This window comes from Mucilaginibacter corticis, assembly GCF_007558865.1.
In the GTDB taxonomy this organism is placed as follows: Bacteria; Bacteroidota; Bacteroidia; order Sphingobacteriales; family Sphingobacteriaceae; genus Mucilaginibacter; species Mucilaginibacter corticis.
The window spans coordinates 878,906-897,565 of the sequence record NZ_VLPK01000002.1 but is presented as its reverse complement, the minus strand read 5'-3'; the positions used below and the strand labels follow the sequence as shown (position 1 = coordinate 897,565).

Genomic DNA, 18,660 nt, shown 5'->3' with positions numbered 1-18,660 from the left:
TTCATCTGCTTCCATCGTGTTGACTAAGCCTGCGCGGAAAATACCCTTATCCGCTCCAAATTATTTATTTTAGCGACCTATGACCGACCTCCAGCGATTCAACCTGTACTGGCTCTGCCAGGCAATGACCGTACCTACCCATTCAGCCGCGCATTACTATTATGACAGCCGCACCAAAAAATTCTTTTCCGAACAAGGTTCCGGCTTGCTGGATATGATTAACCTGCTGTTATTGGAACCACAGAAAACGGATCTTGAAACGAGGCTCGCCCACATCGACAGCGAAGCATCAGAGATCGTAGAGTTCCCCAGGCTGAATCAAAAAGACAAAGTATCTGTACAACTACTTTTCCTCTCCAATTTTCCCGGCATCATGCAAGAGGAAAACCTCAGACTGGCCGCGGAAAAGCAGCCCGACGCGCCTGGTTTCGTACTCGATGACCTCGAAGCCATGAACCCCGCCTTCGCCCCCATGCTGCCCTACTGGGAAGACTTTAAACTCCAAACCATTCAATATTACCTTGAACAATTTACCGGCATCATCGGTATTACCCTGAAAATGGTCAATTGATCAGGACCATAAGCACATAAAAAATTATTCAAACCGCTTAAGGCAGGTTCAAGACGTTCCGACGGTAAAGTAGAGAAGCCATTCCAGAATTTGTCCCGACAATCGAGGTAACACTGTTTGCCCCGGCGTACGTTGAAATATTGAATTTTATTTTTTTTGTTATCTACCACCACGTAAAATAACCGCGATTATATTTGAATATCGAAACGCGGCGCACCTGCCGCGATGTGATAAGGTTTAGGTTTAAAGTCCTCGGCGGCGAGCGCCCGGGGCTTTATTTTTGAATTCACTACTAACCTTGTTTATATTTACCTGCTAATTAATTAAACCATGATCTCAAAACTTTTCGTGGTCGGCTTTCCGCGTGAGATGCAGGAAACGGCATTGTTGGAATTATTTTCTCTTCATGGCGACGTAGCCGCGCTAAATATTGTACGCGATAAAACAACAGGATCCAGCCTGGGCTATGGTTTTGTGGAAATGGGCGATCAAATGGCGGCAGAACGCGCTATCGCTGCCTTAAATGGTTTGAAAATCGGTGATCGCACCATCGGCGTTCGCTATGTGGACAAACGCCCGGCATTTAAGGCGGCGGAACCGCTAAAAAAGAAAAGGCCAAGACGGCAGATCAGCTAAGTTCACTGACCATTTGTTTGAGTGAACAGAGGTTTCCCAGCGCGTCTCCGGCCGTATTGTTGAAATAGCAATAAACCGATCTCCCCTCCTGCAGCCATTCGTGAATATATGCGGCATACTCATAAAGAAAATATTCGGTATAACTGCCTTTGTAATTGCCGGACGGGCCATGAAAGCGCAGGTAAACCAACTCATCCGAGGTCAATTCAACCGGTGTCACTGTTTTCGGAAAGTCCTGCAGTACCATCGTGGCATTTGCCCGGAACAGGATTTCATAAACTTCATCCTTGTACCAGGAATTATGCCGGAACTCTACAGCCACGGGCCAGTCATTTCCAAGCACAAGCAGCAATTCCTGTAGTTGTGGCAGCGCTGCACTTTGCAAGCCGGGCGGGAGTTGCACCAGCAAACAGCCCCGGTGAGCTTTCGGGACGGCTATCGCTTCCTTAAACCGCGTCACATCTTCCGCTTTAAAGATCAGGTTTTTCCGGTGCGTGATTTCCTTCCAGAGCTTGAACGTGAACCGAAAATTTTCAGTCACTTCTTCAGACCAGCGCTTTACCGTTTTCGGCTGCGGTAAATGATAAAACGAACTGTTGATCTCAATGCTGTTCTCCTGACGGGCGTAAAAACCCAGCCTGGAAAGATGCGCCTGGTGCGGCGGGAAGTCTCGCTTAGGCATCGCAATCTTGAGCCCGCTTGTCCCGCCGTAAAATCCACTCACGAAGCTTGTCTTAGCTTGGCTTCCATACTCAGGGTCGTATGGGGTACGGCGCGCAGCCTTTCAGCCGGAATGAGTTTGCCTGTGCTTCGGCAAATGCCGTAGGTTTTATTTTGGATCCTGACAAGAGCGGCTTCCAGTTGCTCAATGAACTTCTTTTGGCGCGATGCCAGCTGCGTGTTGTGTTCCTTTTCATAGGTCGCGGAACCATCTTCCAGTGTCTTGCCGGCGATCGCCGAATCGTCACCATTGCTGTTGCTGGCATTAAGCGAACCCAGCAATTCGCCAAGTTCTTCACGCGCGCTTTGCAGCTTATTTTCGATCAGCGATTTGAATTCCGTAAGTTCCGCGTCATTGTAGCGGGTTTTTTGTAGTTTTTGTTCCATGCGGTGTACAACAGGCCGGCCGCTTTTTTGTTGCCAAAATTTTTATTTCCTGATTATGAGTGTGCCAGTTGGTATTTGTCAAAAGCCGTCCGTGAAGTTTTCCTTTCTCCTTATCTTCGTATTATGAAAAACATTTGGATCATCTGCATCTTATTTTTGTCCCTTGTCCTGGCTTCATGGGGATTTAAAGGGCACCGTGCCGTCGCTACCATCGCCCAACATCATTTAACCAGCAATACCGCTTACGTCGTTTCCGCTTACCTGAACGGGCAGGGCATGGCGGACGTTTCTACCTGGGCGGATGAGAACCGCAATCAAACTACCGCACCCTGGCATTTTTTGAACCTGCCCCCGGGCTTAAGCCATGAAGCTTTTGCAAAGGCCGTAGCAGGCAGCGACAACAATGTCTACAACGCAATCCTCAAAGCCGAAGCGGAACTAAAGGACAATAGTTTGGGTAATGAGCAAAAGAACGAAGCGCTGAAATACCTGATCCATTTGGTGGGCGACGCGCACCAGCCCATGCACATCTCCCGCAAGGAAGACAAGGGCGGCAATACCATACAAGTACGATTTGACAACAAAGGTACCAACCTGCACAGTCTTTGGGACAGCAAGCTGATCGACCATGAAGGACTGAGCGAGGCGGATATCGCTAAAAACTATGATACCGCCACACCCGCCGAAATCAAACAATGGCAGAACGACAGCCCGATGGAATGGATCTGGGAGAGCTACCAGATCAGCAGCGAACTTTACGCGAATGTTAATCCCGGACAGGACATCGACGAAGCCTACTACCAGAAATACATCCCGGTCATCCGCAAACGTATCGACCAGGCCGGCATCCGTTTGGCAGGCGAACTCAATAAACTTTTTAACAACGCGCAGGCACCCAAAATAACAGCACAAACGCCTGCGGCAACCGCGGTCGACCTGAAAGATGCCGCTAAATTTACCGGTAAGACGATCACCGTTAGCGGAAAAATTTATAGTGTAAAAGATATCGGCAGTATGGTACTGGCCAATATGGGCGCGGCGTATCCGAACCAACTGTTAACGCTGGCCATCAAGGGCGACGCCAAAGCGGCCGCGACCGGTTTGGAGGGCAAGACGATTACCGTTACAGGACAGGTCATCGACTATAAAGGAAAACCAGAGATCATTGTCGCCGATCCCGGGCAACTTAAATTTTAAAGAACCGGAAATTAACGTAATTGTTCAAGTGCTGCTGCGATGGCTTTCAGTAAAGCGATATCGACCGCTTTGTCCCCTATCGCGCGGAATTGTCCTTCCTCATCCGGATCGAATATGATCGTTGTGCCCTCAACCAGCACCTCGATGCGGTAGGTATAACCAAAAGCATACATCTTTACCGGGAACTCCAGTTCTTCCCCGCGGAAGCTGACCGGCAATAAAAGTTCGTCCATCCTGCAAATATTAAAAAATCCATGACGTCTTTCAGAGTTTTTGCAGAAGTTTGCGCCATGAGAATTGCGATACTGGACGATTATCAAAATGTAGCTTTAAAATTTGCCGACTGGTCGGCTATTGAAACGCGGGCTGAATTAATGGTGTTTAACCAACCGGTAAAGCATATCGAAGAATTAGCGGATTTTGATGTCCTGTGCATCATGCGCGAAAGAATGCCCTTGAACCGGGCAGCGCTGGAGCAATTGCACAAACTGAAACTGATCGTATCAACCGGTGCCCGGAACGCCTCACTGGATAGCGTGGCCTGCAAAGAACTGGGGATCGAAGTCCGCTTTACAGAATACCACGACAGCGGCGCGCCGGAAATGACCTGGGCCCTGCTGATGGCCCTGGCGAGGCATATCCCAACCGAAAATACAAATATGCGAACCGGCGGCTGGCAAACCACCATCGGCACAGACCTGAAGGGAAAGACCATCGGGATCGTCGGGCTGGGCCGTGTAGGCAGCAAGATCGCCCGCTATGCTAAAGCTTTTGAAATGAAAGTGATCGCCTGGAGCGAGAACCTGACCGAAGAAAAAGCGCACCGCGCAGGCGCCGAACTGGTCAGCAAGGAACGCCTGTTCAAGTCCGCTGATTTCGTGACCCTGCACCTGGTGCTGAGCGAACGGACCCGGCACATTGTGGGAACAGATGAATTTGCCTTAATGAAGAAATCCGCCTATTTCATCAATACCTCACGCGGACCTTTAGTCAAAGAGGACGCGCTTATAGCTGCATTGAAAAACAATACGATTGCAGGCGCGGCCCTGGATGTTTACGATCAGGAACCCTTAGCGTCGGATTACCCGTTAAGAACATTGCCCAATGTGGTCTTGACCCCGCATACCGGTTATGTAACCGAAGAAACCTATAAGATATTTTATGGGGATACAGTCAAAGCGATCAACGAATGGCTCAGCCAGCGATAACTCCGCAAGGATACCCTTAGCCCTAAAATGTGATCCCAAACCCCACCTTCAACTTGTTCTTAAAACCCGACCATCAGATTTTCAGCATCTACCGACACAGTTACCGTTAACTCCGGCAACTGTGCCTTGCCGCGATAAGCTACACAATCAGTTCATTTATTGCTACCCGTTTAAAACCGTTTCTACCCGTTTAAACACGACTTACACGGCTATCCCCTGTTAAGTTTGCCTCAACAAAAACACGCAAACACATGAGATTCGCATTATTCTTTCTCGCCCTGTTCGTAACCGTCAGCTGCCTGGAAGGCGCGCCGGCGCTTCATCCGTTCCCAAACTATGGCGCGGTCATCCTGATCTGGATCATATACAATCTATTAATGCTCCCCCGCCGCAGGCGCATCCGTTATTGGCGCAACCGCAGAAACCTCCAGGACCGCTACATGCGTGCTTACCTGCGAAATAACCGGTTCGAATAATTATCTACCACCAGCAGCTACATAGCTATATAACTTCGTAACATGAGACATATCGTGATAGGCGACATCCATGGTCGCGACAACTGGCAGCGCATCAATATTAAATCATGCGACAAAATCATCTTCATTGGCGACTATGTCGACAGCCCTACGCTTTCCGACTATGCCATCCTGGAAAACTTTAAAAAGATCATCAACCTTAAAAAGCGCCATATGGATAAAGTCATCCTGTTACTCGGCAACCATGACGCGCATTATCTCCATTATCCCCATCATCAATGCTCTGGTTTCCGCAAATCCATGCAGCGGGACTTGACTGCTATCCTGCGGCGAAATGCGGATCTTTTCCAAATCGCTTATCAAAAAGACAACTACCTTTTCACCCATGCCGGTGTGACGAATAACTGGTACAATGAAATACAGCGGTTGCCAAAAATCAAAGAATTTGGTGAAACAGCCGCAAACATTGCCGGACAGCTTAACCAAATCGAACATTCCGCTTTTCGCACACATCTTTACGATGCCGGAATCAGCCGTGGCGGTTACGGCTGCGGAGGGCCGCTCTGGGCCGACCTCAAAGAAAGCTTTAGTGATTGCCTTCACGGCTGTCACCAGATTGTCGGCCATACCAAGGTCGAAGAAATCCGGACCATAAGCTACACTGACAGATCCATCACCTATACCGATGTATTAACCGCCAGGGAACAATTTCACGAACTGGATATATAACTATTGAGCATGAAACATATCGTGATCGGCGACCTGCATGGTCGTGACAGCTGGAAGCAAATTAACTTTTCGAAATATGACGGGGCGGTTTTTCTTGGCGATTATGTCGACAGTTTTAAACGCTCAGATCAGATGATTCCCAATAACCTCCGGGCCATCATCGCGCTAAAAAAGCTATATCCGCAAAAAATAATCTTGCTCCTCGGCAATCACGATGTCCAATACCTGCACTACCCTAAATATCATTGCCCTGGTTTTAGATTAAGTATGCAGCCCGCACTATCAGCACTTTTTCAGGATAACAGGCATCTTTTTCAAATCGCTTACCAGCGCCGAAACTTCCTGTTTACCCATGCGGGCATTACAAACAGATGGTTCTATAACTTCAGACGTTCATTTGCCTATAGCCTATTGTACCGTACGGGCGATACGATAGCCGATACCCTTAACCGATTTGAAACGCAAACCGAAAACTCTACAATTTACAGCTACAGCCGCTACCGGACAGGGCACGACAGTGACGGAGGTCCTCTGTGGGCTGATTACCTGGAAACTTTCCACGATTCGTTAAATGGCTATCACCAGTTTGTCGGCCATAATCCTCAGGACCAGCCAAAACAACTATGCCGGAAGGGCAAATCCATCACCTATCTGGACGTTCTCCACAAACAGGCATATTTCCATGAAATCCATTGTTAAACCAGCATCCGTGAAAAAAATATCATTTATCGCACATGCCGAAAGTCAGGCAAACGCAGGCGAACCTACCACTAACGACCATAGCATTGAATTAACAGAACGCGGTTGGCATGACGCAAAGGTTTTCGCAGATGCCATTACCGAAAAACCAGACATCATCCTGCCTGCGAAATACCTGAGGACCTGGCAAACGGCATTACCATTGATCCGGAAATTCCCTGATGTACCTGTGAAACTAATTAACCTCCATGAATTCACTTACCTCTCTCCTGAATCCTGCGTAAATTCAACTTCTGCACAACGTAACCCGCTCGTTGACCGGTATTGGCAGCAAGCCGGCCCGGACGACATAAATGGCCCGGACGCGGAATCTTTCAATCAGTTCATCAAGCGACTAAACAGTTGCATTGAAATGCTTGAAAATATGGCCGGGCAAAACCTGGTCATTTTTACGCACGGTCATGTATTAAGGGCACTCTGGCAAATCCTCGGCGACCACAAATTCACATCCGGCCGCGAGCAAATGCACCACTTTTACCATCAAATGGGAATTTTGCCGGTTCCGAACCTGGCTAATTTCCAGGCTGTTTATCAAAAAAATAAATGGCAACTCATTGAACCACAACTACCAACCCGCTGTACGTGATTTTATTTAAGGTTTCAACCCTCTTTACAACCCAAAGCGCTTTTGCAATCCAGCCAACTTTGTATTGTCGCCGGCAAGCAATTGTAAGACCTACGACAGCACGTTATTTGACATACAGGGAAGAACCATTACTCCACCGAAAATGGAGAATCCGGCGAAAGTGAGCGTAAAACCGCAATACCCGAAAGCGCCGGGGCAGGCTGAAATGCCCATATCGTAGGATATGACGCGAGTATTCCCGAACCAAAGATATTCAAAGGGAGCCCCAAAAAGGCTCCCTTTTGTTTTGTAGATGACCTTTAAACCACCATTATCCTGAGTGGACCGTTCGCTAAAACAGGTGGCGAAAAACAAAATTTATACAACCGTAAAGACATTTTTCAACAACACTTTTACACCAGCCTAAAAGCGCTAAATTTGGGATAACCATGGAAACCATCACAAATAATTACACCACAACGCCAACCGAAGTACAAGGGCAATTCATCCATGAGTACCCTAACGGCCGGCGCATACTCGTCGAAGTCGACCCAAAAACCGGCAAAGAAACGTTTATCCGGGAACTCTAAGCAAAAAAACAACCCTCCCGTTACACCGCTACATTTTGTTTTTTTACGGAGCAAGATGTCCTTTTGTCGGACAGAAACGGAGTTTCCGACAAAAGGATCTTGCCCTAGACGGGTAGCTGTCAAACTGCGCAACTTGTTTTTTCATGAACGAAGACCCGAAACGGAAGGGGCGTCCGCCGCTGCAAGAGGGCAAACGGACGTTTAAAATTGATGTACGGTTTACGGAAGAGGAATACAAACTGATCCTTGACATGGAAAAGACCCTGAGCATCAGCAAAACCAATCTGATTCGGACGAAGGTTCTACGGAATGGTGCCGGTACTGTGCTCAACGCGAAAGCATTGATAAGGGAATTGAGCTTACTGAGTACCGAGCTTGGGCGTTCCGGGAATAATATTAATCAACTGGCGCATCACGCGAACACTTTAAAACTGAAAAGCGTCTTATCACCGGCAGTGGTAAAGCGGTTTATCTTGTTATTGGAAAACCATCTCAAAACCAGGGCCGAGTTGAATATATCATTGCGAAGATTGATACGTATCCTGGGATCCTGATCCATCGCTATCTACCACTATAACATGCTATGTAACCTGATATTTGTTACATTATGGTGGTAAAATTTTTAAAGCCCTCTGCCGGGTTTGGCGGGGTGTATTATAATACAGATAAGATCACTGCGGGACAGGCCGAACTGATGGCAGCGGTCAATTTCGAACTGCTCGATGCGCTTACTGAGGTTCGGCCACAGGACTATGTCAATCATTTAAAAGCCGTTTCGGCTTTAAATAAACGCATCAGTGAACCGCAGTTGCATGTTGCGATTTCGACCATAGGGCGGGAACATAGCAAGGACGAGCTGACAAACATCGCGAAGGCCTGGATGAATAAGATGGGATATGCTAACCAGCCCTACCTGGTTTTCTTTCATAAGGACACCGAAAACAACCATGTACATATCGTGAGCACCCGTGTAGGTTTGGAAGGAAAAAAGATCAGTAGCGCTTTTGAGCATGTGCGCGCGGTGAAAGTAATCAACAATCTTCAAAAATTTGATGAACGTATCACCGCAGAACAAGATTTAGCGAAGGCCTTATCCTATCGCTGTTCCACGCTGTCGCAATTTAAGCTGATCCTGGAATTACAGGGATATATGATTAACGATGGTTCGCTCATCAAGTCCGGAAAGAAGCTATTAAACTTGGATGTAGACAAAATACCCCAGCGTGCGCCGGACCCGCAGCGTGCAGGGCAGCTCAAAGCCATTTTTAAAAAATACGCGCCGCAATTTGACCAGGCTGGCTTGACAAATTACTTAAAATCCAAAATGGGGGTTGAACTCGTGTTCCATTCCAAAGACGGCAAACCCGCGTACGGTTACACGATCCTGGACCATGCGCAAAAGAATGCATACAAAGGCAGCGAAGTGATGCCGCTGAAAGAATTACTGCAAGAAAATACACAAAAAGAAACCACGTCAATCATCACAACGCCAAAACGAGATTTAGCAGGCTCCAAAACTACAGAGCCAGCTATACGGCTACCTATCCGTATCGTCAAAGACCTTGACGACGCTGCTGTGCATGGCCGTCGCAGAAAAAGAAAAACGCGTGGAACGCAACGCTAATATTCAATACTATATTTATGAACCGTGTCTTCAACCTGTCCGGCGGTAAAAGCTCCGCCTACATGACTATTTTATGCGAACCAGCGCCCGATGATATCGTGCTTTTTACAGATACCGGCCGCGAGCACCCGGCTACTTACAAATTCCTGGATGAAATTGAAAAACACGAAGGCTTCAAGATTCATCGCGCGGCGTATACCCACCGGCGCAGCCCCGGACTGACAGGCTTCGATGCGTTGACCAAATGGAAGCGCTACCTCCCCAACCGGGTCCGGCGCATCTGTACGGTCGAATTGAAGATCATGGTTGCCCGCCGTTACCTGCGGCCACTCATTGGCTTAAAGTTTGAACAGTATATCGGTTTTCGGGCCGACGAAGAACGACGGGTCCGGAACTATAAAAGCACCTATAAAGGTACAGTCACAAAGTTCCCGCTTTACGAAAAAGGCATCACCAAAGCAATGGTCGATGCTTTTTGGCTTTCTAAGCCCTATACCTTAGAGATCCCGGCTATACAGGGTAATTGCGACCTGTGTTTTCTAAAGGGGAAGAATAACATCATCAAGCTCATGGCGGCGTACCCGGAAATGGCTGACAAATGGATCTCCGATGAAAAACGTTCAGGGAATACCTTTTTCCCGGATGTATCCTACCAGCAATTGCTGACCATAGCGAAAAGCGCGAGGCCTGATTTTAACCTGGAAGAAGCGATACCGTCCTACTCCTGTCACTGCCATTAATATGACCATTCTTATCGGAAATCAGAAAGGCGGCGCCGGAAAAAGCACGGTTACGCTCCTGCTTGCCAATTACCTGACGCAGGCGAAGCGACGAACGGTTACCATCATCGACTTTGACTACCAGCAATCCATCGCGCAAAAGTACGAACGGGCAAAATTGCTGGAGAACACCGAACCCTACACCGTAGTGGCAGCAAGCCTGGACCATTTCCCGGGAATGAAAGAAATCCTGAGTAGTGACCCGGCGCAAATCATCTTAGTTGATTTGCCGGGCAAACTGGATGATGACGGATTGATCGCCATCTTTGAGGCAGCCGACCTGGTCATCTGCCCTTTTGCTTACGACGAGTTTAGTTTCGAATCGACGATTTTATTCTCGGTCGTACTGCACAAGATCAATTCGCGTGTTCCGATAGTTTATATACCCAACCGGGTCAAGGCCAATGTAAAGTATGAAACGCAGCGGGATGTGGATGAACAGCTCGCCAAGCTGGGCACGGTGACCAGCCCCCTGCCCGACCGCATCGATTTCCAGCGGGTCAGCACTTTTGCCACGCCACCTGCGATCCTTCCTGCTGTGTTAAACGCCTTTGATACCATCTACAAACAGTATTTATATGAATGAGATCAAATCGCTGGCCGACCAGCTCCGCAATAACATCCACCAGCAGGGCAAGCCGCCGCCGGAACCGGAAATCCTGGAAAAGATCCGCAAGTATGACAACCGTGACCATAAGTCCCTGATGCATATCCGTTTTGACCGGGATACCCTAAAACTCCTCGGGCAATTCAAAATGGCCACCGGTGTGGATGTCACCAAACTGGTCGCCTTTTCGGTTCACCAACTGCTCGAACAGCACCCCGAAATCAAAACCTTAGTAAAACATTACATCCAACAATTGAATCTATGAACTGGCTACATTTTGCCGGCTGGGTAGCGGGCCTTTACCTGCTGTATTACCTTGGCCTCATTTCCTTTGACGCATCGCGCAGCAAGCGTATGAAGTCCGCTGCCGGAAGCGGCGAACTGACATTAACTGAAGACATTGAACCCAAAAAGATCGACTACCTGCCGGATAAGCCCGATACCACCACTGAAAAGGCGCAACCCTTAAAGTCGCCCATTATCGGCTCCGGCGGCGTGTCGCTCAAAAACCTTTTTAACCTGTGCCGCGAAGAAGCTATTATTTACACGCGCCCTGTAAGCTTTTAACATGAAAAAAGCATGGATTGCCTGTTGCCTTGGCCTGCTGAATTCAAAGGCAAACGCCCAACCCGGGATCGACGAAATGCAGCAGGCCCGGCAGCAACTACAGTCGACCTTCTTCTCGGCGCTGGATTGCTCGCTGGTACTGGCCGCTATTTTCGGTATCGTTGGCGCCGTCCGCATCTACCATAACTGGCAGATGGGTTATCCGCAAATTGACGAAATGGTATTGGCCTGGTTCTTCGCTGCGATTTTCATGATCCTTGCCGGCGTTTTTCTCAAGGCCGTCTTTGGCCTGTAACACAAAATTTATCTCTATTCAAATGAACAAACTCAAAAAAATGTGGGCGACAGCCGTCGTGCTCGCCCTTGGCACTGCAACTAGCTTTGCCCAAAACGGTGTGACCGGCATCAACTCGGCAACCACCTCCCTGAAAACCTACGTCGCCCCTGTGACAGACGTGGTACTGGTGATCGGCGGTATCGTCGGCATTGTCGGCGCAATCCGCGTCTATTCCAAGTGGAACTCCGGTGATCAGGACATCAATAAAGAACTCATGGGCTGGGGCGGCAGCTGTGTATTCCTGGTCGTGTCCGCCGTAGTGATCAAGGCCTTCTTTGGCCTGACCTAATGGCGCGGACCTATCCGATCTACAAGGGGCTGCAAAAGCCCCTTGTTTACCGCGGCTTTAAAGGCAAGTTTATCTATTGGGGCATCGGCGCGCTGCTGGCCGGACTGGTATTCGGCGGATTGACCATCACGCTTGTGAACATATGGCTCGGCACGCTGGTGCTGATCAGCTGTATTGCCGGGGGCTTGGTATTTGTCGCCTCCAGACAAAAACAGGGCTTGCACAGCAAAGCAGGCGGAAGCGCTATCCTCATTCACCCAAGTAATTTAAAAAAACTTCACCGACATGGCCAAACAAAGCTTTGAATTACCCTATGCGGGAATCGACCAGGGCCTGCTCATTGGCTCTGGCGGTGAGTTTTCCATGATCATAAAAATCACCAACCCCGTTACCCGTTTTTCTGCCGCCGCGCCTGCTTACGGGGAGTTTCACCAGCTACTTGTCAATATCGTTAAGCTATTGGGTGACGGCTATATCCTGCAAAAACAGGATATAGTCAGCCGGGACGTTTACCGGGAAAAACAAGCCGGCGAGTACCTGCGACAGAAATACAACGCTCACTTCAACGGACGCAGCTTTCTCAAAGTAGCCACCTATCTAACCATATCCAGGCAGGTTAAAAAGGGTACTTTTTACACCTATGATGCCAAAGTCGTGCCCGACTTCCGCCAGGCTGCCGCGAAAGTGATAGACGTGCTGACAGCCGGCAAAACTTCGCCCCACGTACTGGATGAAGCGGAGGTCAACGAACTGTTCATGCGGATACTGGCCATGGAATTTAACGGAACGGTCGCCCTTAACAATATCCGGCCCACGGCTACAGAACTGGAAATGGGACCGCGTTCGGTGCGGAGCATCAGCCTGATCAATATCGATAAAATTGAATTGCCGCTACAGGTCAGCAGCTATATCGAGCTCCATGAAAAGGACACATTAAGAGGCTTCCCTGTAGATTTCCTGTCCTTCCTGTTCAAGGTGCCGGATTTTGATGCCATCCTGTATAATCAGGTCATTGAAATTGTTAACCAGAGCGGTACTTTACGCAAACTGGAGCAAAAGAAAAAACGCCATTCGGGTATCCCCGACCCGGCCAACCAGATCTGCGTCGCCGATATAGATCTGCTACTGAACGATGTCGCGCGGGAAAACCAGTTACTGGTGAACTGCCATTTCAATATCGTGGTCGCAGCACCCGGCGACACCTTACAGAAATCCTGCAACTTCATAGAAAGTGCGCTTTTCTCTCTAGGTATCATCCCAAGCAAAAACGCCTATAACCAACTGGAACTCTTTCGATGCGCGCTGCCCGGGAACGCGGTAGAATTAAAAGCGTACGATTGGTTTCTGACCACCTGCGAGGCGGCACTATGTTTCTTTTTTAAGGAAGCCATGCAGCAAGACGAGCCCTCGGATTTCCTGATCCGTTTTACCGACCGGCAGGGTATCCCGGTTGGCATTGACCCCGCTGATCTGCCGATGCGCACGAACCGCATCAATAACCGGAACAAATTTGTTTTAGGCCCAAGCGGCTCCGGCAAGTCGTTCTTTATGAACGCGCTCATCGAGCAGTACATGGGCTATAACATGGACATGGTCATTGTAGACACGGGCCACTCCTATTCGGGGCTCTGCAGTTATTATAAGGGCAAGTATATTACCTATACGGATGAGCGGCCCATTACCATGAACCCTTTTCAGATCAGGCCGGACGAATATAATATTGAAAAAAAAGACTTTTTAAGCACCCTCATCGGACTTTTATGGAAAGGGGCCGACGGAACCTTCAACCAGGTAGAAAGGGATGTGATCGCCCATGTGATCACCGCCTATTACGAACAATTCTTTGCCAGTGGCGAAACGCTGAATTTCAACAGTTTTTATCTGTTCGCGCTCCATAAAATACCAGAGATCAAAAAAGAGGAACAAATTTTTTTTGATCTCGACGAATTCCGCTACGTGCTGAAAAAGTTCTACCAGGGCGGCGCGTATGCGGCGATTTTGAATGAGCCGGCCGATCAATCGCTCTTTACCGAACGCTTTATCGTTTTTGAGATCGATTCCATCAAAGAGTCGCGGATCTTGTTCCCGATCGTGACGCTCATAATTATGGACGTCTTTATCCAAAAGATGCGTTTCCGTTCCGACAGGCGCAAATGTCTTTGTGTCGAGGAAGCCTGGAAAGCGATCGCCAGCCCCATGATGGCCGGTTATTTATTGTACCTCTATAAGACCGTGCGGAAGTTTTGGGGCGAAGCCATTGTGGTGACCCAGGAACTCGGCGATATTATTGGCAACGCGGTCGTCAAGGACAGCATCCTGAATAATTCGGATACCGTTTGCCTTTTGGATCAAACTAAGTTCAAGGACAATTACAACGAGATCGCCGCGCTCTTATCCATCAATGAGACCGAGCGCAAAAAGATCTTTACCATTAACCAGCTGGACAATACCGAAGGGCGGAGCCGTTTTAAGGAAGTGTACATCCGGCGCGGTTCGGTTGGCGAAATTTACGGGGTTGAAGTCTCGCTCGAGCAATACCTGACCTATACGACGGAGAAGCCCGAAAAATCGGCTGTAGAAAGCTATACCAAACGATTTGGCTGCTATCCTGACGGGCTGGACGCGTTTGTCCGCGATTTTAAACAAAGCGGGCTGAGTTTGTCAGCATTTATCCATCAAGTCAATCAATCATGAAACTTATTTTTCTTTTCGCTTTATGCCTTTGGGCCGACGGCATAAGGGCGCAGGAATTAGTGGTCGATCCTACCACTTCGGCGGCCGTGGCCATTAACAGTGCGACCATCAACGGGCAGCTCAACACCACCAACAGCAACCTGAGCCTGATCCAAAAGGGGCAGCTTGCCCTTACCGGGCAGCTGACGATCGTCAATAAACTGCAAAATGACATCTATACAGGTTTGAGCCAGGTCGCTTCGGTGCTGAACAACCTGGCCAGTGTCAAAGAGATCGCCGATTGCGGCACCGACATCGTTAAAGATGTCGGGCAGGCTGTTACGCTGGCCAAATCGGACCCGGTACTCTTATTATTTGCCGAAGAAGGCACCCGTGAGTTTGAAACCCGCGCCGTGACGCTGGCTGCCGATGTCAGCGCCTTTGTATTAAAAAGCGGCGGGACCAACCTCATGGATTCAGGGGAGCGCGGTAAACTGTTGTACCATATTCAAACCGAAATGCAGATCCTCCGCGGTATCGCCTATGGGATGCAGCGCTCGATGTACTGGGCGAAAATGCGCGGGCTGTGGCGTTCATTGAACCCCTGGGAAACCTGGAAGAACGACGATGTGCGTATTGCTAATGATGTGACCAATCATGCAAAATACCTGAAGCCATGAAAAAAAGCATAACGCTGTTGATGTTTTTCATGGCTGGTTTCATCAAAGCTTTCAGCCAGCAAAGTACGATCGACGTAATTGAAATGCACCAGTTGATCAACCAATCGAAAAATGAACACACCCGGCAGGTTAACGCGCGGAACAACCAGGCAACGGTCAGCGCCAATGAGCAGGCGAACCTGACTTTACTCCAAAAACTCAAAAATATTTCCCGGACACTGCAGCAGCGTTACCATACCTTGAGTACAGCGGTCTCGGCCGCTGAAATCGGCATCGAAGCCAAACCTATGCTCAGCCGGATCATTGCCAACCAGGGACAGATCATTAGCCTGACTGAAAAGAACCCGGCCATTGCCTTATTAGGGACACAAACCGAAATCGAATTTGCCGGAAAAGCCGAATCGCTTTTGGCCTATGTCACCGCGTTGACACTTTCCATCGGTGACGTTAATCAGATGAAGGCTTCGGACCGCAAACTGCTCTTTGACGACGTAACCCGACAATTAAGTGTTTTGCAGGAGTTATCGGGGAATCTCGTCCAAACGCTCACCTATGCTAATCTGCATACGGTACTACGTTCGTTGAAGCCCTTTCAGAACTATGTCGACCTGGACAAGAATATGGCCCAAAGCATCCTCCAAAACGCCAAATACCTCAAAAAATGAAGATCAGATTTATGCTTTTCGCTTTATGCTTTTCGCTTTCAACCAAAGCGCAGCAATACGTGATCGATTACAAATACCTCGAATCAGTGGAGGCCAACCAGGCGGCCCGGATGAGCGCCGAGCTAACGCACGATGATTATTTGAAAAAGATCAACCGCAGCCTGGACGACATCAATGTCAACACAGGCTCGGTGGTCGCTGCGCAAACCATCATTTATAACGCGATGGCCAATGTCAATTCGGCCCTAAAGGACGGACTGGCGGTGAAGAACATGGTGGTGCTGACAGCCGACATTACGAACTATTTGCAACAATGCCTGAATTTAGCCAGGTCCCAACCTTACCTGCTGCTGTTTGCGACCGGCATCGAACATGAAATTCAGCTGCGCTCGGTCGGGCTTGTTTCCGAGGTTTCCGGCTTTGCGCTTAAAGAAGGCAGTCATATCATGGCTGACTACAATGCACGCGACCAGTTACTCCAAAACGTCATTCGGCAACTGCAGATCCTCGACGCGCTCGCCTATGGTGCCTGGCGCGCCATGTACTGGGCCGGAGCACGGGGCCTGCTCGCTTCCGTCAATCCCTGGCAGAACTTTATCAACCACGATAAAGCTTATGTCCAACAAATCGTTAACAATGCTAAATACTTACAACACCCATGAAAAAACTACGCATACTCCTAACCGGGCTATTGTTTAGCGCCCGACTTTTTGCCCAGTCCGTCATCAAAGACGATGCGGTCGACAACCAATCGCAACGCATGGTTTTCCAGCAATGGAACCAAAACAACTTTTACCCGCACCCGGGTTTCCTGCATACCAATCCGTATTACTGGCTGGTCTGGGGCCTTTTTGACCCCAATTACCACAAAACGGACCTGCGGCCATTGTCACCCACCGGTCCGCAAACGCAAAGGCTGGCGCTGGTAGCGGCGATGGACAATACGGATGATCGCTATAAGTTGCAATCCGACACCCTACGGACCACCGCGCTATCACAAATCGCTTCGCAATCCGGCTTATTGTCCGATGCAGATCCTTTATGGCTACTGTATTACCGGCAACAGTTCAGCCCGCTGCTTAATTATTCCCCGGCCACTCTTTTAGGTCCGCTGCCCCCAAAGGTCAGCGCCGCCCTTTTATCAGACGGTATGTATGGCTGGTACAGTAGCGAATTATCCATGCTCAAAGAACGGCTCAACGGGGCAAGGACGACGAATATGGACCGTGGTTCGCGGATCATGGCCTATTACCGCATGCTCCGGGACTACGAACGGCTGTCCGGTGTTTGGGCCGTGCGGGTTTCGGCCGCGCAAATGACACTCAACATGCAGGCGGCACAAAAGCAGGTTACGCTTTCCACAACACCCGTTACGACCTGGACTCCCGGCAGCGACGTGCAGATCGCGAATAAGGTTCTTCTTAATGCCAAATACTGATGAAGAAAAAACTATTGATTATCCTGCTGTTATTTTGCAACGCGGGCTTTGCGCAGACCATCGACACCGCCAAGTATAAACAGACTTTACAATACTTACAGGGCGACGGGGTTTACGAGACCGGGGTTATGACCTTTCTCGGCGGGCTCAAAGAATCGATCTGGGCGCATTTTGATCTTTTTATAGCGGACGCGCAGGCGCTTGCCGCTATTTTTATGATCATCTTTTTTGCCATCCGCTCCTATGAACTGATGGTCGGCGATAAAGATATGGAGATCATGCCATTGTTAAGGCCCTTCGGGCTGGCCATGGTGATCCTGTGGTGGGGCGGTTTTGTTAAAATGGTCGCGTTCCCTACCGACCTGGTGGCCGGTCAGACAGAACAAATGTTCGACAGTGTGCAAGGAACGGTAGATGGCTTACGTTTCCAGCGCGCGGCACTCATGGTGCAGGTAGCCGATTCGCTCTACAGTTACCAGGCGCAGGCACAGGTAGCCGAAAAGGAAAGTGACACCTGGTACGGGCAGGCCTGGGACTCGGTGACCAGCAGCATAAAGCAGGGAATTTCCTCCGTTGTATCCCCGCTCCTTGATCTGAAAAACCGGCTCACGATCGGTATGCAGCTCCTGTTAACCCAACTGCTTGAGCTGCTGGGTATCTGGATCCTGCGGCTGGCGGTCTATATTATTTTTATGATCCAGATCATTTACTCATCCGTCCTCATCATCCTGGGCCCCTTTTCGGTCGCTGTGAGTATACTACCGGCCTTCCGCGATAGTTTTAGTACCTGGGTGGCACGCTTTATCTCCGTGAATTTGTACTCGGGTATCGGTTACCTCATTATGTACCTCTGCGGGCTGATGCAGGAATACGCCCTGCAATCGGAGATCAGCAAATACCAGGCTTTGGCCGCCGGCCAGGGCACGACCGCGGACATGGCCCGTTTCGCAGCCTTTGCCGGTAACGGTGTTTTGTCCTTTGGTACCGTGATCATCGTCTTTTTAATTGGCGCGATATGTATGCTGACCGTCCCCAGCATCTCTACCTGGATCATCTCCACCTCCGGGATCAGCTCCGCCAGTTCGACATTTGGCCGCCACGCGGGTTCGGCGGTCACCGCGGTGAAGACGGCCGCCACCGGCAGTTTCTTTTAAATTTCATCC

General features: G+C 49.4%; 27 protein-coding genes. 24 read left to right on the top strand and 3 right to left on the bottom strand.

What is annotated here, in order from left to right; translation table 11 throughout:
* Nucleotides 1-79 precede the first annotated feature (79 nt).
* Complete coding sequence (locus FO440_RS14630; protein ID WP_144249005.1) at nucleotides 80-571, top strand: hypothetical protein; 492 nt, start codon at nucleotides 80-82, stop codon at nucleotides 569-571.
* A 330-nt stretch (nucleotides 572-901) separates the two neighbouring features.
* The gene (locus tag FO440_RS14625) at nucleotides 902-1,207 is read left to right on the top strand and encodes an RNA recognition motif domain-containing protein (RefSeq protein ID WP_144249004.1); all 306 of its coding nucleotides are present in this window, start codon (nucleotides 902-904) and stop codon (nucleotides 1,205-1,207) included.
* Here FO440_RS14625 and FO440_RS14620 read toward each other — a convergent pair.
* Nucleotides 1,200-1,931, bottom strand: a complete 732-nt coding sequence (locus FO440_RS14620) for a DUF72 domain-containing protein (protein ID WP_246104226.1) — start codon at nucleotides 1,929-1,931, stop codon at nucleotides 1,200-1,202. The genes FO440_RS14625 and FO440_RS14620 overlap by 8 nt on opposite strands.
* Entirely contained in the window at nucleotides 1,928-2,314 is a 387-nt protein-coding gene (locus FO440_RS14615; protein ID WP_144249003.1) for a TraR/DksA family transcriptional regulator, read from the bottom strand. Before FO440_RS14615 ends, FO440_RS14620 begins: the two co-directional genes overlap by 4 nt.
* Nucleotides 2,315-2,437: 123 nt before the next feature.
* Between FO440_RS14615 and FO440_RS14610 the strand changes: the two genes are divergently transcribed.
* Nucleotides 2,438-3,511, top strand: a complete 1,074-nt coding sequence (locus tag FO440_RS14610; protein ID WP_144249002.1) for a S1/P1 nuclease — start codon at nucleotides 2,438-2,440, stop codon at nucleotides 3,509-3,511.
* An 11-nt stretch (nucleotides 3,512-3,522) separates the two neighbouring features.
* Here FO440_RS14610 and FO440_RS14605 read toward each other — a convergent pair whose 3' ends face one another.
* Entirely contained in the window at nucleotides 3,523-3,744 is a 222-nt protein-coding gene (locus FO440_RS14605) for a hypothetical protein (RefSeq protein WP_144249001.1), read from the bottom strand.
* 21 nt (nucleotides 3,745-3,765) lie between these two features.
* Here FO440_RS14605 and FO440_RS14600 point away from each other — a divergent pair, with 21 nt between their 5' ends.
* The 21 genes from FO440_RS14600 (at nucleotide 3,766) to FO440_RS14505 (ending at nucleotide 18,651) form a co-directional block, all read left to right on the top strand.
* Nucleotides 3,766-4,719 (top strand): D-2-hydroxyacid dehydrogenase family protein, encoded by a 954-nt coding sequence (locus FO440_RS14600; RefSeq protein ID WP_246104225.1) that lies wholly within the window; start codon nucleotides 3,766-3,768, stop codon nucleotides 4,717-4,719.
* 251 nt (nucleotides 4,720-4,970) lie between these two features.
* The gene (locus FO440_RS14595; protein ID WP_144249000.1) at nucleotides 4,971-5,195 is read left to right on the top strand and encodes a hypothetical protein; all 225 of its coding nucleotides are present in this window, start codon (nucleotides 4,971-4,973) and stop codon (nucleotides 5,193-5,195) included.
* 42 nt (nucleotides 5,196-5,237) lie between these two features.
* Nucleotides 5,238-5,924: a metallophosphoesterase gene (locus tag FO440_RS14590; protein ID WP_144248999.1), complete on the top strand. Its 687-nt coding sequence runs from the start codon at nucleotides 5,238-5,240 to the stop codon at nucleotides 5,922-5,924.
* A gap of 9 nt (nucleotides 5,925-5,933) precedes the next feature.
* On the top strand, nucleotides 5,934-6,623 hold the full coding sequence (locus FO440_RS14585; RefSeq protein WP_144248998.1) for a metallophosphoesterase: 690 nt from the start codon (nucleotides 5,934-5,936) through the stop codon (nucleotides 6,621-6,623).
* Nucleotides 6,624-6,633: 10 nt separating this feature from the next.
* Nucleotides 6,634-7,269, top strand: a complete 636-nt coding sequence (locus FO440_RS14580; RefSeq protein ID WP_186292682.1) for a histidine phosphatase family protein — start codon at nucleotides 6,634-6,636, stop codon at nucleotides 7,267-7,269.
* Nucleotides 7,270-7,697: 428 nt separating this feature from the next.
* Complete coding sequence (locus FO440_RS24480; protein ID WP_186292681.1) at nucleotides 7,698-7,838, top strand: hypothetical protein; 141 nt, start codon at nucleotides 7,698-7,700, stop codon at nucleotides 7,836-7,838.
* Between the two features lie 143 nt (nucleotides 7,839-7,981).
* Complete coding sequence (locus tag FO440_RS14575) at nucleotides 7,982-8,392, top strand: plasmid mobilization protein (protein ID WP_144248996.1); 411 nt, start codon at nucleotides 7,982-7,984, stop codon at nucleotides 8,390-8,392.
* Nucleotides 8,393-8,445: 53 nt separating this feature from the next.
* Nucleotides 8,446-9,462 carry a relaxase/mobilization nuclease domain-containing protein gene (locus FO440_RS14570; protein ID WP_144248995.1) on the top strand — a complete coding sequence of 339 codons (1,017 nt, stop codon included), beginning with the start codon at nucleotides 8,446-8,448 and terminating at the stop codon, nucleotides 9,460-9,462.
* A 17-nt stretch (nucleotides 9,463-9,479) separates the two neighbouring features.
* Entirely contained in the window at nucleotides 9,480-10,202 is a 723-nt protein-coding gene (locus FO440_RS14565; protein WP_144248994.1) for a phosphoadenosine phosphosulfate reductase domain-containing protein, read from the top strand.
* 1 nt (nucleotide 10,203) lies between these two features.
* Complete coding sequence (locus FO440_RS14560; RefSeq protein ID WP_144248993.1) at nucleotides 10,204-10,827, top strand: ParA family protein; 624 nt, start codon at nucleotides 10,204-10,206, stop codon at nucleotides 10,825-10,827.
* Complete coding sequence (locus FO440_RS14555) at nucleotides 10,820-11,113, top strand: hypothetical protein (protein WP_144248992.1); 294 nt, start codon at nucleotides 10,820-10,822, stop codon at nucleotides 11,111-11,113. The genes FO440_RS14560 and FO440_RS14555 overlap by 8 nt, the downstream gene beginning before the upstream one ends.
* On the top strand, nucleotides 11,110-11,415 hold the full coding sequence (locus tag FO440_RS14550; protein WP_144248991.1) for a hypothetical protein: 306 nt from the start codon (nucleotides 11,110-11,112) through the stop codon (nucleotides 11,413-11,415). The genes FO440_RS14555 and FO440_RS14550 overlap by 4 nt, the downstream gene beginning before the upstream one ends.
* Before the next feature lies 1 nt (nucleotide 11,416).
* A complete protein-coding gene (locus FO440_RS14545) occupies nucleotides 11,417-11,710 on the top strand; it encodes a DUF4134 domain-containing protein (RefSeq protein WP_144248990.1) in 294 nt (97 codons plus the stop codon).
* A gap of 22 nt (nucleotides 11,711-11,732) precedes the next feature.
* A complete protein-coding gene (locus FO440_RS14540) occupies nucleotides 11,733-12,041 on the top strand; it encodes a DUF4134 domain-containing protein (RefSeq protein ID WP_144248989.1) in 309 nt (102 codons plus the stop codon).
* On the top strand, nucleotides 12,041-12,346 hold the full coding sequence (locus FO440_RS14535) for a plasmid transfer protein (protein ID WP_144248988.1): 306 nt from the start codon (nucleotides 12,041-12,043) through the stop codon (nucleotides 12,344-12,346). The genes FO440_RS14540 and FO440_RS14535 overlap by 1 nt, the downstream gene beginning before the upstream one ends.
* Nucleotides 12,327-14,735 (top strand): TraG family conjugative transposon ATPase, encoded by a 2,409-nt coding sequence (locus tag FO440_RS14530; RefSeq protein ID WP_144248987.1) that lies wholly within the window; start codon nucleotides 12,327-12,329, stop codon nucleotides 14,733-14,735. The genes FO440_RS14535 and FO440_RS14530 overlap by 20 nt, the downstream gene beginning before the upstream one ends.
* Nucleotides 14,732-15,394: a hypothetical protein gene (locus FO440_RS14525; RefSeq protein WP_144248986.1), complete on the top strand. Its 663-nt coding sequence runs from the start codon at nucleotides 14,732-14,734 to the stop codon at nucleotides 15,392-15,394. The genes FO440_RS14530 and FO440_RS14525 overlap by 4 nt, the downstream gene beginning before the upstream one ends.
* Nucleotides 15,391-16,059 (top strand): hypothetical protein, encoded by a 669-nt coding sequence (locus FO440_RS14520; protein ID WP_144248985.1) that lies wholly within the window; start codon nucleotides 15,391-15,393, stop codon nucleotides 16,057-16,059. Before FO440_RS14525 ends, FO440_RS14520 begins: the two co-directional genes overlap by 4 nt.
* A complete protein-coding gene (locus FO440_RS14515) occupies nucleotides 16,056-16,721 on the top strand; it encodes a hypothetical protein (protein ID WP_144248984.1) in 666 nt (221 codons plus the stop codon). Before FO440_RS14520 ends, FO440_RS14515 begins: the two co-directional genes overlap by 4 nt.
* Nucleotides 16,718-17,497: a hypothetical protein gene (locus FO440_RS14510; protein WP_144248983.1), complete on the top strand. Its 780-nt coding sequence runs from the start codon at nucleotides 16,718-16,720 to the stop codon at nucleotides 17,495-17,497. The genes FO440_RS14515 and FO440_RS14510 overlap by 4 nt, the downstream gene beginning before the upstream one ends.
* Nucleotides 17,497-18,651, top strand: a complete 1,155-nt coding sequence (locus tag FO440_RS14505) for a plasmid transfer protein (protein ID WP_144248982.1) — start codon at nucleotides 17,497-17,499, stop codon at nucleotides 18,649-18,651. The genes FO440_RS14510 and FO440_RS14505 overlap by 1 nt, the downstream gene beginning before the upstream one ends.
* Nucleotides 18,652-18,660 lie beyond the last annotated feature (9 nt).

Bases quoted from the DNA above. Each gene is read 5' to 3' on its own strand.
- FO440_RS14630 (WP_144249005.1), top strand. From the start codon at position 80: ATGACCGACCTCCAGCGATTCAACCTGTACTGGCTCTGCCAGGCAATG.
- FO440_RS14625 (WP_144249004.1), top strand. From the start codon at position 902: ATGATCTCAAAACTTTTCGTGGTCGGCTTTCCGCGTGAGATGCAGGAA.
- FO440_RS14615 (WP_144249003.1), bottom strand. From the start codon at position 2,314: ATGGAACAAAAACTACAAAAAACCCGCTACAATGACGCGGAACTTACG.
- FO440_RS14610 (WP_144249002.1), top strand. From the start codon at position 2,438: ATGAAAAACATTTGGATCATCTGCATCTTATTTTTGTCCCTTGTCCTG.
- FO440_RS14605 (WP_144249001.1), bottom strand. From the start codon at position 3,744: ATGGACGAACTTTTATTGCCGGTCAGCTTCCGCGGGGAAGAACTGGAG.
- FO440_RS14600 (WP_246104225.1), top strand. From the start codon at position 3,766: ATGACGTCTTTCAGAGTTTTTGCAGAAGTTTGCGCCATGAGAATTGCG.
- FO440_RS14595 (WP_144249000.1), top strand. From the start codon at position 4,971: ATGAGATTCGCATTATTCTTTCTCGCCCTGTTCGTAACCGTCAGCTGC.
- FO440_RS14590 (WP_144248999.1), top strand. From the start codon at position 5,238: ATGAGACATATCGTGATAGGCGACATCCATGGTCGCGACAACTGGCAG.
- FO440_RS14585 (WP_144248998.1), top strand. From the start codon at position 5,934: ATGAAACATATCGTGATCGGCGACCTGCATGGTCGTGACAGCTGGAAG.
- FO440_RS24480 (WP_186292681.1), top strand. From the start codon at position 7,698: ATGGAAACCATCACAAATAATTACACCACAACGCCAACCGAAGTACAA.
- FO440_RS14575 (WP_144248996.1), top strand. From the start codon at position 7,982: ATGAACGAAGACCCGAAACGGAAGGGGCGTCCGCCGCTGCAAGAGGGC.
- FO440_RS14570 (WP_144248995.1), top strand. From the start codon at position 8,446: ATGGTGGTAAAATTTTTAAAGCCCTCTGCCGGGTTTGGCGGGGTGTAT.
- FO440_RS14565 (WP_144248994.1), top strand. From the start codon at position 9,480: ATGAACCGTGTCTTCAACCTGTCCGGCGGTAAAAGCTCCGCCTACATG.
- FO440_RS14560 (WP_144248993.1), top strand. From the start codon at position 10,204: ATGACCATTCTTATCGGAAATCAGAAAGGCGGCGCCGGAAAAAGCACG.
- FO440_RS14555 (WP_144248992.1), top strand. From the start codon at position 10,820: ATGAATGAGATCAAATCGCTGGCCGACCAGCTCCGCAATAACATCCAC.
- FO440_RS14550 (WP_144248991.1), top strand. From the start codon at position 11,110: ATGAACTGGCTACATTTTGCCGGCTGGGTAGCGGGCCTTTACCTGCTG.
- FO440_RS14545 (WP_144248990.1), top strand. From the start codon at position 11,417: ATGAAAAAAGCATGGATTGCCTGTTGCCTTGGCCTGCTGAATTCAAAG.
- FO440_RS14540 (WP_144248989.1), top strand. From the start codon at position 11,733: ATGAACAAACTCAAAAAAATGTGGGCGACAGCCGTCGTGCTCGCCCTT.
- FO440_RS14535 (WP_144248988.1), top strand. From the start codon at position 12,041: ATGGCGCGGACCTATCCGATCTACAAGGGGCTGCAAAAGCCCCTTGTT.
- FO440_RS14530 (WP_144248987.1), top strand. From the start codon at position 12,327: ATGGCCAAACAAAGCTTTGAATTACCCTATGCGGGAATCGACCAGGGC.
- FO440_RS14525 (WP_144248986.1), top strand. From the start codon at position 14,732: ATGAAACTTATTTTTCTTTTCGCTTTATGCCTTTGGGCCGACGGCATA.
- FO440_RS14520 (WP_144248985.1), top strand. From the start codon at position 15,391: ATGAAAAAAAGCATAACGCTGTTGATGTTTTTCATGGCTGGTTTCATC.
- FO440_RS14515 (WP_144248984.1), top strand. From the start codon at position 16,056: ATGAAGATCAGATTTATGCTTTTCGCTTTATGCTTTTCGCTTTCAACC.
- FO440_RS14510 (WP_144248983.1), top strand. From the start codon at position 16,718: ATGAAAAAACTACGCATACTCCTAACCGGGCTATTGTTTAGCGCCCGA.
- FO440_RS14505 (WP_144248982.1), top strand. From the start codon at position 17,497: ATGAAGAAAAAACTATTGATTATCCTGCTGTTATTTTGCAACGCGGGC.